Origin of the sequence: Pseudonocardia sp. T1-2H (assembly GCF_038039215.1) — a bacterium.
Classification (GTDB): domain Bacteria; phylum Actinomycetota; class Actinomycetes; order Mycobacteriales; family Pseudonocardiaceae; genus Pseudonocardia.
Map to the genome: position 1 here is coordinate 4,541,473 of NZ_JBBPCL010000001.1, position 13,942 is coordinate 4,555,414.

Here is a 13,942-nt window from a genome sequence, read left to right on the forward strand (position 1 = left end):
CCCTAACGCCCCGGCCTGCGCCGGAAACCGGACGCTCCTACCGTGGTCGGACATCTCCGGCGCTGTATCTCCGACGCGACGAGGAGCGGTAGCCCATGACCGAGGCGTCACCCCGTAGGACCGAGGCCTTCCTACCGCCCACGCCGCCCACCGGGGCGAAGGCGAAGTTCAGACAGCTCGGACCCGGCCTGCTCGCGGCCGCCACCGGCGTCGGCGCCGGGGACCTCGTCGCGACCATGGTCGCGGGCGCGGAGTACGGCACCGCCCTGCTGTGGGCCGCGCTCCTCGGCACCGCGCTCAAGCTCGCGCTCGGCGAGGGCGTCGGCCGCTGGCACCTCGCCTCCGGCTCCACCCTGCTCGACGGCTGGCGCCGGCTCGGCCGCTGGGCCACCGGCTTCTTCGGCGTCTACATCGTGATCTGGGGCTTCGTCTACGGCGCGACGGCCATGTCCGCGGTCGGGCTGCCCCTCAACGCCCTGTTCGGCGGCCTGTCCGTGCGCTACTGGGCGATGATCGCCGGCGTCGTCGGGCTCGCCCTGGTGTGGGCGCAGCGGTACCACTTCTTCGAGAAGTTCATGACGGTCCTGGTGCTGATCAAGTTCGTCTCCGTCGTGTCCATCGCGGTCCTCGTCTCGCCCGACCTGGGCAACCTGGCCAGCGGTCTCGTCCCGCGCCTGCCGGACGGCTCGGCGGTCTACGTGCTCGGCCTGATCGGCGGCGTCGGTGGCACGATCACGATGGCGGCCTACGGGTACTGGTTGTTCGCGAAGGGCTGGAAGGGCACCGGCTGGCTGTCGATGATGCGGCTGGACAACGCCGTCGGGTACGTCATGACCGGCATCTTCGTGGTCGCGATGCTGATCGTCGGCTCCACGATCCTGTTCGGCCAGAACCTCACCGAGTCCGACAGCGGCCTGCTCACCCTCGGCACCGCGCTGGGCGAGCGCTACGGCGACTGGTCCCGGATCCTCTTCCTCGTCGGCTTCCTCGCGGTGACCTCGACGTCCCTGCTCGGCGTGTGGAACGGCGTCAGCCTGCTGTTCGCCGACTGGGTGCGGGTCATCCGGCTGCCGCACGGCGCCGCGGCGGAGGTGGGCGCCGAGGCCGTGGTGCCCGGCGAGGCGAAGGCGGCCGACGAGAAGGGGTATTGGGGCGTCGCCGTCGAGAAGTCGCTGCCGTTCCGCGGGTACCTGCTCTGGCTGACGCTGCCGCCGATGGCGCTGCTGTTCATCGACAAGCCCTTCGGCCTCACGCTCGTCTACGGGGTGCTGGGCTCGGTGTTCATGCCGTTCCTCGCGATCACGTTGATGCTGCTGCTGAACTCGAAGCGGGTCGTCGGCGAGGGGCGTTCGGGCTGGCTGTCCAACATCCTGCTCGGCGCGGCGTCCGCGCTGTTCCTGGCGCTGCTGGTGACGGACCTGGTCGGCCGCTTCGGCTGAGCTAGCGTGCTCGCGTGACGCGCACGCTGGTCCTGGGTGGGACCCGGTCCGGAAAGTCCCGCTACGCGGAGGACCTGCTGCCCGCCGACGCCGAGGTCCGCTACGCCGCCACCGCCCGCCGGCACCCCGGCGACCCGGACTGGGACGCGCGGATCGAGACGCACCGCGCCCGTCGTCCGGCCGGGTGGACCACCGTCGAGGACCCGGACCTCGTCGCGGAGATCGCCCGCGGCGGGGTCCTGCTCGTGGACGACCTCGCCACCTGGCTCACCGGAATCCTCGACGACGCCGGCGCCTGGGACGCCCGGCCGGTGCCGCCGTCGGTCGGCGAGGCGGTCGACGCCCTGGTCAGGGCGGTGGCCGAGGCCCCGGGCGGCTCGCGATCGTCTCGGCAGAGGTGGGCCTGGGGGTCGTCCCGGAGACACGGTCGGGCCGGCTGTTCCGCGACGAGCTGGGCGCGGCCAACGCCGCGCTCGCGGCGGTGTGCGACGAGGTGCTGCTCCTCGTCGCCGGGCTGCCCGTACGGCTCAGGTGACGGCCAGGTAGGAAGAGCGCGTGACCTCACCCGACCTCCCCGAGGTGCCCTCGCCCGACGCCGAGGCCCGGCGCGCCGCCGTGGCCCGGCACGACGCGATGGCCGTTCCCGCCGGCGGCCTCGGCGTCCTCGCCGAGCTGGGGTGCTGGCTCGCCGCGGCGCAGGGCACGTGCCCGCCGCGGCCGCCCGCGCGGGCCCGGGTCGTCGTCGTCGCCGCGGACCACGGGATCGCCGCCGCCGGGGTGTCCGCGTACGCCCCGGACGTCACGGTCAAACAGGTCGCCGCGACCCTCGAGCAGGGCACTCCGGTCTCGGTGACGGCGACCGTCGCGGGGGTGTCCGTCCGGGTCGTCGACGCCGGGCTGGACGCGGAGCTCCTCCCCGGCCAGGGCCGGCACCGGGTCCGCCGGGGCAGCGGCCGGATCGACCGTGAGGACGCGCTGACGGCCGAGGAGACCGAGCGCGCGTTCCGGATCGGGCGTGGACTGGCGGACGAGGAGGTCGACGCCGGCGCGGACCTGCTGATCCCGGCCTCGCTCGGGGTGGGCGCGACGACCGCGGCATCGACGCTGGTCGCGGCCGTGACCGGGGCCGAACCCGTCGCCGTCGTGGGGCGGGGCAGCGGGATCGGCGACGGGGCGTGGATGCGCAAGTGCGCCGCGATCCGGGACGCGCTGCGCCGGACCCGGCCCGTGTCGAAGGAGCCGCTGGGGCTGCTGCGGACGGCCGGCGGCGCGGATCTCGCGGTGCTCACCGGGTTCCTCGTGCAGGCCGCGCTGCGCCGCACCCCCGTGCTGCTCGACGGCCTCGTGGTCGGCGCCGCCGCGCTGCTGGCGGACGAGCTGACCCCCGGCGCCCGCGCCTGGTGGCTGGCCGCGCAGATCTCCCCCGAGCCCGCGATGACCTTCGTGCTGCAGCACCTGCAGCTCGTCCCGGTGCTGGACCTGCAGGTCAGACAGGGCGACGGGACGGGCGCGGTCGCCGTCGTCCCCCTGCTGCAGATGGCGGCGCGGCTGCTCGGCGACACCGTCACCGCGGAGGCGGCCGGGATCGTGCCGGTGCGCGCCGTCTCGGGCTGAGCCGGTGCGCGGACTCGCGCTGGCGCTGAGCTGGCTGACCGTGCTGCCCGTCCGCACCGGGGCGCCGTCGGCGGGCACGGCGGCCGGCGCGCTGCGCTGGGCCCCGGTCGTGGGCGCGGCGCTCGGCGCGGCTGCGGGCGCGCTGCTGCTCGGGCTGACCGCGCTCGGGGTTCCGCCGCTGGTCGGTGGGCTGCTCGCCGTCGGGTCCCTGGGGCTGGCGACCCGCGGTATGCACCTCGACGGCCTGGCGGACACCGCGGACGGGCTCGGCTGCTACGGCCCGCCGGAGCGGGCGCTGGCGGTCATGAAGGACGGTGGGGCGGGGCCGTTCGCGGTGGTGACGCTGATCGTCGTGCTCGGGTCCCAGGCGGCCGCGCTCGCCTCACTGCCGCCCGGCCTGCTCGTCGGCGCTACCGCGCTGGCGGGGGCCGTCGGGCGGTCCGCATTCGCTTGGGTCGCGCGGCGCGGGATCCCGGCGGCGCGGCCGGGTGGGCTGGGGGCGACGGTCGCGGGGTCGCAGCCGGCCTGGGTCGCGCCCCTCTGGTGGCTGGTCCTGGCCGGGCTCGGCGCGCTGCTCGTCCCGGCCCGGTGGCCGGGGGCGCTCGCCGTCGGTCTCGCCGCGGCCGTCGTGATCGGGCTGTCCCGGCACACGGCGCGCCGCTTCGGCGGAATGTCCGGCGACGTCCTCGGCGCGGCGTCCGAGCTGGCCGTCACCGTGGTACTGGTGACCGTTTCCGCAGCTCAGCCTGGGTTGTGAGCGGGAAACCTCGTTCTAGCGAGGTTTCCCGCGCACAGTCAGAGGGCGGTCATCCAGCCGTGGGTGTCCGTGCCCTTGCCGCGCTGGATGTCGGTGAGCAGTGCGCGCAGCCGGGTGGTGACGGGGCCGGGCTCGCCGTTCCCGACGCGCACCTCGCCGTCGTTGTGCTTGACGTTCCCGATCGGCGTGATGACCGCCGCCGTGCCGCAGGCGAACACCTCGGTGATCCGGCCGTCCGCACAGCCCTCCAGCCACTCCGCGGCCGAGATCTTGCGCTCGGACACCTGGCAGCCGATCTCCTTGGCCAGCACCAGCAGCGACGCCCGGGTGACGCCCTCGAGGATGCTGCCGGACAGCTCCGGCGTCACCAGCTCGGCGTCCTCCCCGGAGCCGAGGACGAAGAACAGGTTCATCCCGCCCATCTCCTCGACCCACTTCTTCTCCGCGGCGTCGAGGTAGGCGACCTGGGCGCAGCCGTGCGCGGCGGCCTGGGCCTGCGGGAGCAGCGAGGCGGCGTAGTTCCCGCCGCACTTCGCCGTGCCCGTCCCGCCGACGGCGGCGCGGGTGAAGTCCGTGCACAGCCACACGTCGACGGGCTTGACCCCGCCCGGGAAGTACGCGCCGGCGGGCGAGGCGATCAGGACGTAGAGGTACTCGTCGGCCGGCTTCACACCCAGCCCGACCTCGGTCGCGATCATGAAGGGCCGCAGGTAGAGCGACTCTTCACCGCCGGCCGGCGGCACCCACGCGCGGTCGACGTCCAGCAGCTCGGTCAGCGACGCCATGAACAGCTCGTCCGGCAGCTCGGCCATGCCCAGGCGCACCGCGGACTGCCGGAAGCGGGCCGCGTTCGCCTCGGGGCGGAACGAGGAGATCGTCCCGTCCGGCTGGGTGTAGGCCTTGAGCCCCTCGAAGATCTCCTGGCCGTAGTGCAGAACCATCGTCGCGGGGTCCAGCGCGATCGGGCCGTAGGGGACGACCTGCGCGTCGTGCCAGCCCTGGGCGGCCGTCCACCTGATCGTCACCATGTGATCGGTGAAGTACCGGCCGAAGCCCGGCTCGGCCAGGATCTCCGCGCGGCGGGAGTCCGAGACCGGGGCGGGATTGGCGGTGCGGGTGAAGGACACGCTCATGACCGAGACGTTACAACCCGGATGGCGGCGGCCGCGCCACCCCTGACGGAGCAACTCAGGCGGCCCGTTCGTCCGGCGCCGCCGCCTGCCCGTCCTGCGGTTCCGCGCGTCGCGAGCGCAGCGAGACCGCGGTCGTCAGCAGCCAGCCGCCGCCGATCGCGCAGGCCGTGATCAGCACCGTCCGCGGGGGCATGCTCAGCGCCAAGAACCCGCAGAGCGCCGCCCCGATCCCGGCGAGCCACATCCGCCAGGTCCGGCCCGCCCGCGGCAGCCGCAGCGCGGCCAGGTGCACCACGACGAAGTCGACGAGCAGGGCGCACGCCGCGAGCGCGATCGCACCCCAGGTGCCCACGAGCACCACGACCAGGATCGCCAGGACCATGCCCGCGATGTCCGCCCGCCAGGCCGCGCCGCTGCCGCAGCGCCGCGCGACGATCCGCGGGAGGTCCCCGCGCACGGCCATCGCGGCGGTCGTCGCGGCCACGGCGGCGAGCACCGCGAGCAGCGTCGACCCGGCGGCGACGGCCGCGCCGATCCGCACGAGGACGCCCAGCGCGGGGGCCCGGCCGGTGTCGACGAGCGCGACGAGCGGGGAGCGCTCGACGGCGAGCCGGTCCGTCCCGAGCCCGACGAGCAGCGCCCCGCACACGGCCAGGTACGCGGCCGTCGCGATGCCGATGACGATCGCGAGGGCGTGGCCGCGGGTCCGCGTCGGGGCGCGCAGCTCCTCCCCCAGCCCGACGACCCGGCTGAAGCCCGCGAACCCGAAGAAGATCAGTCCCGCCCCGGTGAACACGCCCAGCTCACGGGTGATCGGCAGCAGCCCCGGGGCCATCGAGACCGGCTGGTCCGTCGCGGCGGACACCGACGGCGTCCCGGCACCCCCCGGGCCGAGCAGTCCGACGACGACCACGACGAGCAGCACCGCGCCGATGCCACCGACCAGCGGCCACGCCGCCCGCGGGGTGGGCCGCACGCTGAACAGGTTGAGCGCGGTCATCACGACGATCACGACGATGGCGACCACGAGCGGCCGCGTGGGCAGGACGTAGGTCCCGAAGATCCCGGCGGCGGCCGCGGCGGCCGCGATCTTGCCCGTCAGGTGGGCGGCGCCGCTGAGCCGGCCGACGGCGGGATGCAGGCGTTCCCGCGCCGCGTCGTAGCCGACGTCGTGGTCCCGGGTCTCGCCCTCGCGGGACGCCGCCAGGTCCGCCGCGGACGCCGCACAGCATCCGGCGACGGCCGCCGCCAGCACCACCGACAGCATCAGCCACGGACCGGCGACCGCGGCCGCGGGCGCGAACACGGCGAAGATCCCGGCCCCGAGCACGGCGGACAGCCCGAGGACGACCGCGTCCGCGGTGCCCAGCCGTCGGCCCAGGGTCGTCGCCACGGACACCACTGTCGCATCCGACCCTGTCGGAAACGGCCCCGTGACGGTGTCATTAGCATTTCGAAGAGGTCTCGCCGCGACGTTGCGTGCGACACACCGTCCCGCCGAGCAGAGGAGTTCCCCGTGACCACGTCCGTCTCCGTGTCCGCGACCGAGGTCGGTCTGGTGGTCGGTTCCCCCGCCGCGGCCGAGGCCGACGCCGTGGTCGTCGGCCTGCTCCCCGGCGAGGACGACGGGCACCCCGTCCTCGTGGCCGGCGCCGAGGAGATCGACGCGGCCTTCGACGGTGAGCTCGCCGCCCTGCTGGACCTCGCGGGGGCGTCCGGCAAGGCCGAGGAGGTCGTCAAGGTGCCGTCCCGCGGGGCGGTCGCCGCGAAGCTCGTCGTGGCGGTCGGGCTCGGTCCGGCCGAGAACGGGATCCCCGACGGCGAGCAGGTGCGTCGCGCCTCCGGTGCGGTGGCCCGCGCGCTCGCCGGGTCCGGACGGGTGGTCAGCACCCTCGGCACCGTCGACCTCACGGCCGCGGCCGAGGGCACGCTGCTCGGCGCCTACCGCTTCACGGCGTTCAAGGGCGACCCGGAGGCGGGGAAGAAGCCGGTCGCGCAGGTCGAGTTCAGCTCCGCCGGGGACGAGGACGGCCTGGAGGTCCTGCGGCACGCCGTCGCCGTGGCGCATGCCGTCCGGACGACCCGGGACCTGATCAACACCCCGCCCAACGCGCTCTACCCGGAGACGTTCGCCGCGCGGGCGAAGGAGCTGGGCGAGGCCGCGGGTCTGGACGTCGAGGTGCTGGACGACGCCGCGCTCGCCGAGGCCGGGTTCGGCGGCGTGCTCGGGGTCGGCCAGGGCTCCTCGCGCAAGCCCCGGCTGGTCCGGCTGAGCTGGTCCGGCGGGGCGACGCCGGTGAAGAAGGTCGCCCTCGTCGGCAAGGGGATCACGTTCGACACGGGCGGCATCTCGATCAAGCCCGCGGCGGGGATGGACCACATGACGTCGGACATGTCCGGCGCCGCGGCCGTCATCGCGACGACCGTGCTGGCCGCGACGCTGGAGCTGCCGGTGGCCGTCACGGCGACCGTTCCGATGGCCGAGAACATGCCGTCCGACACCGCGTACCGGCCCGGTGACGTGCTGACGATGTACGGCGGCAAGACCGTCGAGGTGCTGAACACCGACGCCGAGGGCCGGCTGATCCTGGCGGACGCGATCGTCCGCGCCGCCGAGGACGAGCCGGACTACCTGGTCGAGACGTCCACGCTGACCGGCGCGCAGATGGTCGCGCTGGGCACCCGGACCGCCGGGATCATGGGCAGTGACGAGCTGCGGGACCGGGTCGCCGCGCACGGCCGCGCGGTCGGCGAGGACGCCTGGGCGATGCCGCTGCCGGAGCACCTGCGGGCCGAGCTGGACTCGCGCGTCGCGGACCTGGCCAACGTCACGGGCAACCGGTTCGGCGGGATGCTCGCGGCGGGGATCTTCCTGCGCGAGTTCGTGGCCGAGGGCCTGCCGTGGGCGCACATCGACATCGCGGGCCCGTCCTTCAACACCGGGGGCCCGTGGGGCTACACGCCCAAGGGCGGCACCGGCACCCCGGTCCGCACGCTGCTGGCGCTCCTCGAGGACATCGCGGCCAACGGCTGACACCGCCCGTGCGCGGACAACGTTGTTCCGGCGACGCCTTCCGCGCACGACCTCGGTGCGCACAACCGGCCCTACCGATCGGTAACCTGAGCCGCATGACCCGACGTCGTGTCCTGCACCAGGTCCCTGCCGGCTCCCGCTCCGCCGTGGTCACCGGCGCGGCGCGCGGGATCGGCGAGTCGATCGCCCGCGAGCTGGTCGGGCGGGGCTACCGCACCCTCGTCACCGACGTCGACGGCGAGGCCGCGGCGGCCACCGCGGAGCGGATCGGGGCGGCGGCGGGGATCGCCTACGACGTCACCGATCCCGACGCCGCCCACGCCGTCGCCTCGCGCGCCCGGGAGCTCGCGCCGCTGGGGGCGTGGGTGAGCAACGCGGGCGTCGGGTTCGACGGGACGCTGGCCGAGCTGGACGAGAAGCACGTCCGGGCGCTCGTCGAGGTCAACCTGATGGGGCCGATCTGGGGCTCCCGCGCGGCGATCGCGGCGTTCCGGGAGCAGGCCGTCGAGGGCATCCCGGGCGGTGAGCTGGCGATCACGGCGTCGCTCTCCGGTCTCGGCCCGGTGCCGGGGCTCTCGCTCTATGCCGCGACGAAGGCGGGCGTCCTGTCCCTCGCGACGTCCCTGGCTCCCGAGCTGCGCGGCGACGGGATCCGGGTCCACGCGATCTGCCCCGACGGCGTCGGCACCGCCCTGCTCGACGGCATGGCGCCGGACGGGCAGGCGAAGGCGCTGGTCCGCAGCGGTGTGCTGCTGACCCCGGAGCAGGTCGCGGACGCACTGGTCGGGATGTTCGGGACGAGCCGGGTCTACCGCACGGTCCCCGCCTGGCGCGGGGTGATGATGCGCCTCTCCGCCCTGGCCCCGGGGCCGCTGATGCGCCTGGAGCCCGCCATCCGGGCGGTGGGCTCGCGCCGGCTCCGGCGGGGCTGACGCGGGCTCAGGCTCCGAGGTCCCGGCGGCGCTCCCGGTCCCGCAGGATCCGCTGTCGCGCGTCGTGGTCCCGCATGCGCTTGGGGTAGCCGACGATCTGCGCGTCGTAGATCGGGATCTTCAGCGACCGGGCCAGCTTGCGGGCACCCTCGGGGCCGGAGACCCGCCGTCGCGTCCACTCGCCGTCGGTGGCCACGAGGACCATGGTCGTCTCCGTCACAGCCGTCCTGGGCTCGACGAACGCCTCGACGCCCTCGTGCGTCGCCGTCCACGCGCGCAGGTGGTCCTCGTCCCCGCTCCGCGTCCGAACCACGCCGCGACCGCCGCGCATCCTGCTGAACAGGCCCATCATGGTTCCATCCCCGTCCGGAGCCGACGCTCCTCGGAGGACCCAACGCGCGGGCCGCCGATTTTTCTCCCGGACCCGGCGACGGGCCTCGCCCCCCACGAGAGATCCCGTGATGACAAGATGGGGCCGCCCTGCCCGCCGTACCCGGTGTTCGGGGCGCCGGTGGCGTGATCACGCCGTACCGGAGCTGATCGTCCGGAGGAGAACGACGTGCCCGAGCAGAACGCCGACCTGGTGATCCTCGGCGGAGGATCGGGCGGCTACGCGTGCGCGCTGCGCGCAGCAGAGCTCGGGATGTCCGTGGTCCTGGTCGAGAAGGACAAGCTCGGCGGCACGTGCCTGCACCGCGGCTGCATCCCCACCAAGGCCCTGCTGCACGCCGCCGAGGTCGCCGACGCGTCCCGGGACGGCGCCAGGGTCGGCGTGCTGTCCCAGCTGATCGGCATCGACATGGCCGGGGTCAACGCCTACAAGGACGGCGTCGTCGGCCGGCTCTACAAGGGCCTGCAGGGGCTCGTGTCCTCGCGCAAGATCAACCTCGTCGAGGGGGCCGGGACGTTCGTCGGCCCGAACGCCGTCGAGGTCGACGGCACCCGGTACGTCGGCAGCAAGGTCGTCCTGGCCACCGGCTCGTACGCGCGGAGCCTGCCCGGCCTGGACATCGGCGGCCGGGTCATCACCTCGGACCAGGCGCTGACCCTCGAGGACGTGCCGCGGAAGGTCGTCATCCTCGGCGGCGGCGTGATCGGCGTCGAGTTCGCCTCCGTCTGGCGGTCCTTCGGGGCCGAGGTCACGGTCGTCGAGGCGCTCCCCCGGCTCGTCCCGAACGAGGACGAGTTCTGCTCCAAGCAGCTCGAACGCGCCTTCCGCAAGCGCAAGATCACCGCCAAGACCGGGGTGAAGTTCACCGGGGCCAAACAGACGGACCACGGCGTCACCGTCTCGCTGGAGTCCGGTGAGGAGCTCGAGGCGGACCTGCTGCTCGTCGCCGTCGGCCGCGGTCCGAACACGACCGGCCACGGGTACGAGGAGGCCGGCGTCGCCATGGAGCGCGGCTTCGTCGTCACCGACGAGCGGCTGCGCACCAACCTGCCGGACGTCTACGCCGTCGGGGACATCGTGCCCGGGCTGCAGCTCGCGCACCGCGGCTTCGGCCAGGGCATCTTCGTCGCCGAGGACATCGCCGGGCTGGAGCCGCGGCCGATCGACGAGGCCGGCATCCCGCGCGTCACCTACTGCGAGCCCGAGGTCGCGTCCGTCGGCCTGACCGAGGCGCAGGCCAAGGAACGCTACGGCGAGATCCAGACGCTGACCTACGACCTCGGCGGCAACGGCAAGTCGCAGATCCTGCAGACCTCCGGCGCCATCAAGCTGGTCAAGGCCGGCAGCAAGGACACCCCGGGACCGGTCGTCGGCCTGCACCTGGTCGGCGCGCGCGTCGGGGAACTGATCGGCGAGGCCCAGCTCGTCTACAACTGGGAAGCCCAGGCCGACGACGTCGCGCCGCTGATCCACGCCCATCCCACCCAGAACGAGGCGCTCGGCGAGGCACACCTCGCGCTGGCGGGCAAACCCCTCCACTCGCACGGCTGACGCCGCGAAGACCGCACACCCGCACGTCGAACTAGGCAGCCGACCCGACATGGCCTTCTCCGTCCAGATGCCCGCTCTCGGTGAGAGCGTCACCGAGGGCACCGTCACCCGCTGGCTCAAGCAGGAGGGCGACGCCGTCGAGGTCGACGAGCCGTTGCTCGAGGTCTCGACGGACAAGGTCGACACCGAGATCCCGTCCCCGGCCGCCGGCGTCCTGCAGAAGATCGTCGCGGCCGAGGACGAGACGGTCGAGGTCGGCGCCGAGCTCGCCGTCATCGGCGACGAGTCCGAGTCGGGCGACTCCTCGGACTCCTCCTCGGAGGCCGCGGAGGAGCCGGCTCCCGAGCCCGAGCCGGAGCCGGTCGCGGAGACCGAGCCGGAGCCCTCCGCGGACGCGGACCGGCCCGTCGAGAAGCCGAAGGCCGGGACGGGGTCCGGTGGCGGCAGCTCCACCCCGGTCACGATGCCGGAGCTGGGCGAGAGCGTCACCGAGGGCACCGTCACCCGCTGGCTCAAGGCCGTCGGGGACACCGTCGCGGTCGACGAGCCGCTGCTCGAGGTGTCCACGGACAAGGTCGACACCGAGATCCCGTCGCCGGTCGCCGGCACCGTCCTCGAGCTGTCGGTGGCCGAGGACGAGACCGTCGAGGTCGGCGGCCAGCTCGCCCTCGTCGGCGACGCAGACGCCGCTCCCGCCGAGTCCGCGCCGGAGCCCGAGCCGGAGCCCGAGCCGGAGCCCGCCCCGAAGGCGGAGGAGAAGGCACCCGAGCCCGAGCCGGAGGCGCCGAAGGAGCCCGTCAAGGAGGAGCAGGCCGCCCCCGAGCCGGCGAAGCCCGCCGTCGAGGACTCCGCCCGGGCGGAGGAGGCCCCCGCCCCCAGCAGCGACGGCAACGGCTCCGGTGGCGCCCCGTACGTCACCCCGCTGGTCCGCAAACTGGCCGCCGAGCACGACGTCGACCTGGACACGCTGACCGGCAGCGGCGTCGGTGGCCGCATCCGCAAGCAGGACGTGCTCGCGGCCGCCGAGTCGGCCAGGGCCCCCGAGCCCGAGGCTCCCGCCGCCGCCCCGGAGCCGGCCGCGGCCGCCGCCCCGAGCGGCGCGCCGAAGCAGCCGACCACCGTCCCGGCGCGCGCGGACAACGCGCCCCGGCCGGGCACGACCGTGAAGATGCCGCGCCTGCGGCAGATCATCGCCCAGCGGATGGTCGAGTCGCTCAAGGTCTCGGCGCAGCTGACCACCGTGCAGGAGGTCGACGTCACCCGGATCGCGAAGCTGCGCGCCCGGGCCAAGGCGGACTTCGAGCGCCGCGAGGGCGTCAAGCTCACCTACCTGCCGTTCTTCGCGAAGGCGACCGTCGAGGCGCTCAAGGCGTTCCCGGCCGTCAACTCCTCGATCACCGAGGACGGCAAGCAGGTCGAGTACCACGGCGCCGTCCACCTGGCGATCGCCGTGGACACCCCGCGCGGCCTGCTCGTCCCGGTCATCAAGAACGCGGACGACCTGAGCCTCGCCGGGCTGGCCAAGAAGATCGCGGACGTCGCGGCCCGCACCCGGGCCAACAAGATCGGCCCGGACGAGCTCTCCGGCGGCACGTTCACGATCACCAACATCGGCAGCGCCGGCGCGCTGTTCGACACGCCGATCATCAACCAGCCGCAGGTCGGCATCCTGGGGACCGGCGCGATCGTCAAGGAGCCGAAGGTCGTCGCGGGCCCGGACGGCGAGGACGTCATCGCCGTGCGTTCGGTCTGCTTCCTCCCGCTGACCTACGACCACCGCATCGTCGACGGCGCGGACGCCGGTCGCTTCGTCAGCGCGATCAAGGCCCGCCTCGAGGAGGGTGCGTTCGAGGCCGAGCTGGGCCTGTAGGCCCGTGCGCGGAACTCGTTGCCAGGGCAACGATGTCCGCGCACGACCGGTTCCGCCGCGGCGGGCAGGGGTTCGCCCCTGCCCGCCGCGGCGCTTCCCGGGAACCGTCGCGCTTTCCGGGGACCCGAGTCGCGGCCGCCGGTCCGTTCGGCAAGGATCGGACGGGTGCGAGTCGTGGTGGCCGGTTCGTCCGGTCTCATCGGAACAGCCCTGGTCGCCCAGCTCCGGGAGGCGGGGCACGAGGTCCTGCGCCTGGTGCGGCGCGCGCCCGCCGCCCCGGACGAGCGCGGCTGGGACCCCCCTTCGGGGACGATCGACGAGGGCACGCTCGCCGGCGTCGACGCGGTCGTGAACCTCGGTGGGGTCGGCATCGCGGATCGGCCGTGGAGCGGCGCGCGGAAGCAGGCGATCCGGGACAGCCGGGTCGTCCCGACCGACGTCCTCGCCTCCGCCGTCGCCCGGGCGGAAGTGCCGGCGCTGGTCAGCGGTTCGGCGGTCGGCTACTACGGGGACACCGGCGACGAGGAGATCGACGAGTCCGCGCCCTCCGGGCGGGGGTTCCTCGCGGACGTCTGCCGGGACTGGGAGGCGGCCACCGCACCGGCCGTCGACGCCGGCGCGCGCGTGGTCACGCTGCGCACCGGGCTGGTCCTGTCCCCCTCCGGCGGCCTGCTGCAGATCATGAAGCCGGTCTGGAAGACCTTCCTCGGCGGCCGGATCGGCGACGGCACGCAGTACATGCCTTGGGTGTCCCTCGACGACGAGGTCGGCGCCATCCGCTTCGCCGTCGAGAACGACGCGGTCCGCGGCCCGGTGAACGTCACCGGCCCCACCCCCGTCACCAACGCCACCTTCACCGCGCAGCTCGCCGAGGCCGTCGGCCGGCCGGCGCCGCTGGTCATCCCGGCCTTCGTGGTCAGCACGGTGCTCGGCGACATGGGCCGGGAGATGCTGCTCTCGGGCCAGCGCGCGGTGCCGACGGCCCTGCTCGACGCCGGTTTCCAGTTCCGCCACCACAGCCTGCCGGACGCGCTCGCCGCGGCGGTGGGGAGCTGAGTCCGGTGTCGTCCGTCGTGGTTCTCGGGCGGATCGCGCGGGGCCCCCGGCTGGGAAGGATCACGTCGCCGGTGACAGGGACGGGGTGGCGAGGGCAGTGGTGTGACGCTCGGAACGACTCGTCAACCCGCGTGACGTCCATGACGAGGCGATGTCCGGGAGCGC

At 74.3% G+C, this 13,942-nt stretch carries 12 protein-coding genes and 1 pseudogene; 10 read left to right on the plus strand and 3 right to left on the minus strand.

Annotation, left to right across the window (positions count from 1 at the left end; genetic code table 11):
* Window positions 1–95: 95 nt before the first annotated feature.
* From WBK50_RS22420 to WBK50_RS22440, 5 genes and pseudogenes are all read left to right on the plus strand, one after another.
* On the plus strand, window positions 96–1,439 hold the full coding sequence (locus WBK50_RS22420; RefSeq protein WP_341337489.1) for an Nramp family divalent metal transporter: 1,344 nt from the start codon (window positions 96–98) through the stop codon (window positions 1,437–1,439).
* Between the two features lie 14 nt (window positions 1,440–1,453).
* A pseudogene (locus WBK50_RS22425) lies at window positions 1,454–1,744 on the plus strand (bifunctional adenosylcobinamide kinase/adenosylcobinamide-phosphate guanylyltransferase); the annotation flags it as partial.
* A 92-nt stretch (window positions 1,745–1,836) separates the two neighbouring features.
* Window positions 1,837–1,974 (plus strand): bifunctional adenosylcobinamide kinase/adenosylcobinamide-phosphate guanylyltransferase, encoded by a 138-nt coding sequence (locus tag WBK50_RS22430; protein WP_341337490.1) that lies wholly within the window; start codon window positions 1,837–1,839, stop codon window positions 1,972–1,974.
* Window positions 1,975–1,994: 20 nt separating this feature from the next.
* Window positions 1,995–3,053 carry a nicotinate-nucleotide--dimethylbenzimidazole phosphoribosyltransferase gene (locus WBK50_RS22435; protein ID WP_341337491.1) on the plus strand — a complete coding sequence of 353 codons (1,059 nt, stop codon included), beginning with the start codon at window positions 1,995–1,997 and terminating at the stop codon, window positions 3,051–3,053.
* Between the two features lie 4 nt (window positions 3,054–3,057).
* Window positions 3,058–3,810 (plus strand): adenosylcobinamide-GDP ribazoletransferase, encoded by a 753-nt coding sequence (locus WBK50_RS22440; protein ID WP_341337492.1) that lies wholly within the window; start codon window positions 3,058–3,060, stop codon window positions 3,808–3,810.
* Between the two features lie 38 nt (window positions 3,811–3,848).
* On the opposite strand, the gene WBK50_RS22445 is transcribed toward WBK50_RS22440, so the two are convergent.
* Both WBK50_RS22445 and WBK50_RS22450 read right to left on the minus strand, forming a co-directional pair.
* Window positions 3,849–4,943: a branched-chain amino acid aminotransferase gene (locus WBK50_RS22445; protein ID WP_341337493.1), complete on the minus strand. Its 1,095-nt coding sequence runs from the start codon at window positions 4,941–4,943 to the stop codon at window positions 3,849–3,851.
* Between the two features lie 55 nt (window positions 4,944–4,998).
* Entirely contained in the window at window positions 4,999–6,336 is a 1,338-nt protein-coding gene (locus tag WBK50_RS22450; RefSeq protein WP_341337494.1) for a hypothetical protein, read from the minus strand.
* A gap of 141 nt (window positions 6,337–6,477) precedes the next feature.
* On the opposite strand from WBK50_RS22450, the gene WBK50_RS22455 reads away from it, so the two are divergent.
* Together WBK50_RS22455 and WBK50_RS22460 are read left to right on the plus strand one after the other, a co-directional pair.
* Window positions 6,478–7,977, plus strand: coding sequence for a leucyl aminopeptidase (locus WBK50_RS22455; protein WP_341339478.1), 1,500 nt, complete (start codon window positions 6,478–6,480; stop codon window positions 7,975–7,977).
* A gap of 95 nt (window positions 7,978–8,072) precedes the next feature.
* Window positions 8,073–8,909, plus strand: a complete 837-nt coding sequence (locus tag WBK50_RS22460; protein WP_341337495.1) for an SDR family NAD(P)-dependent oxidoreductase — start codon at window positions 8,073–8,075, stop codon at window positions 8,907–8,909.
* A 7-nt stretch (window positions 8,910–8,916) separates the two neighbouring features.
* On the opposite strand, the gene WBK50_RS22465 is transcribed toward WBK50_RS22460, so the two are convergent.
* Entirely contained in the window at window positions 8,917–9,258 is a 342-nt protein-coding gene (locus tag WBK50_RS22465; protein ID WP_341339479.1) for an oxidoreductase, read from the minus strand.
* 210 nt (window positions 9,259–9,468) lie between these two features.
* Between WBK50_RS22465 and lpdA the strand changes: the two genes are divergently transcribed.
* The 3 genes from lpdA to WBK50_RS22480 all read left to right on the plus strand — a co-directional run bounded on the left by lpdA (window position 9,469) and on the right by WBK50_RS22480 (window position 13,777).
* A complete protein-coding gene (gene lpdA / locus WBK50_RS22470; RefSeq protein WP_341337496.1) occupies window positions 9,469–10,851 on the plus strand; it encodes a dihydrolipoyl dehydrogenase in 1,383 nt (460 codons plus the stop codon).
* Between the two features lie 49 nt (window positions 10,852–10,900).
* Window positions 10,901–12,721, plus strand: a complete 1,821-nt coding sequence (gene sucB, locus WBK50_RS22475; protein WP_341337497.1) for a 2-oxoglutarate dehydrogenase, E2 component, dihydrolipoamide succinyltransferase — start codon at window positions 10,901–10,903, stop codon at window positions 12,719–12,721.
* A gap of 165 nt (window positions 12,722–12,886) precedes the next feature.
* The gene (locus tag WBK50_RS22480) at window positions 12,887–13,777 is read left to right on the plus strand and encodes a TIGR01777 family oxidoreductase (RefSeq protein WP_341337498.1); all 891 of its coding nucleotides are present in this window, start codon (window positions 12,887–12,889) and stop codon (window positions 13,775–13,777) included.
* The last annotated feature ends 165 nt before the right edge of the window (window positions 13,778–13,942 follow it).

Excerpts from the sequence above, each read along its gene's own strand:
- WBK50_RS22420 (WP_341337489.1), top strand. The coding sequence starts at position 96 with ATGACCGAGGCGTCACCCCGTAGGACCGAGGCCTTCCTACCGCCCACG.
- WBK50_RS22445 (WP_341337493.1), bottom strand. The coding sequence starts at position 4,943 with ATGAGCGTGTCCTTCACCCGCACCGCCAATCCCGCCCCGGTCTCGGAC.
- WBK50_RS22460 (WP_341337495.1), top strand. The coding sequence starts at position 8,073 with ATGACCCGACGTCGTGTCCTGCACCAGGTCCCTGCCGGCTCCCGCTCC.
- WBK50_RS22465 (WP_341339479.1), bottom strand. The coding sequence starts at position 9,258 with ATGGGCCTGTTCAGCAGGATGCGCGGCGGTCGCGGCGTGGTTCGGACG.
- sucB (WP_341337497.1), top strand. The coding sequence starts at position 10,901 with ATGGCCTTCTCCGTCCAGATGCCCGCTCTCGGTGAGAGCGTCACCGAG.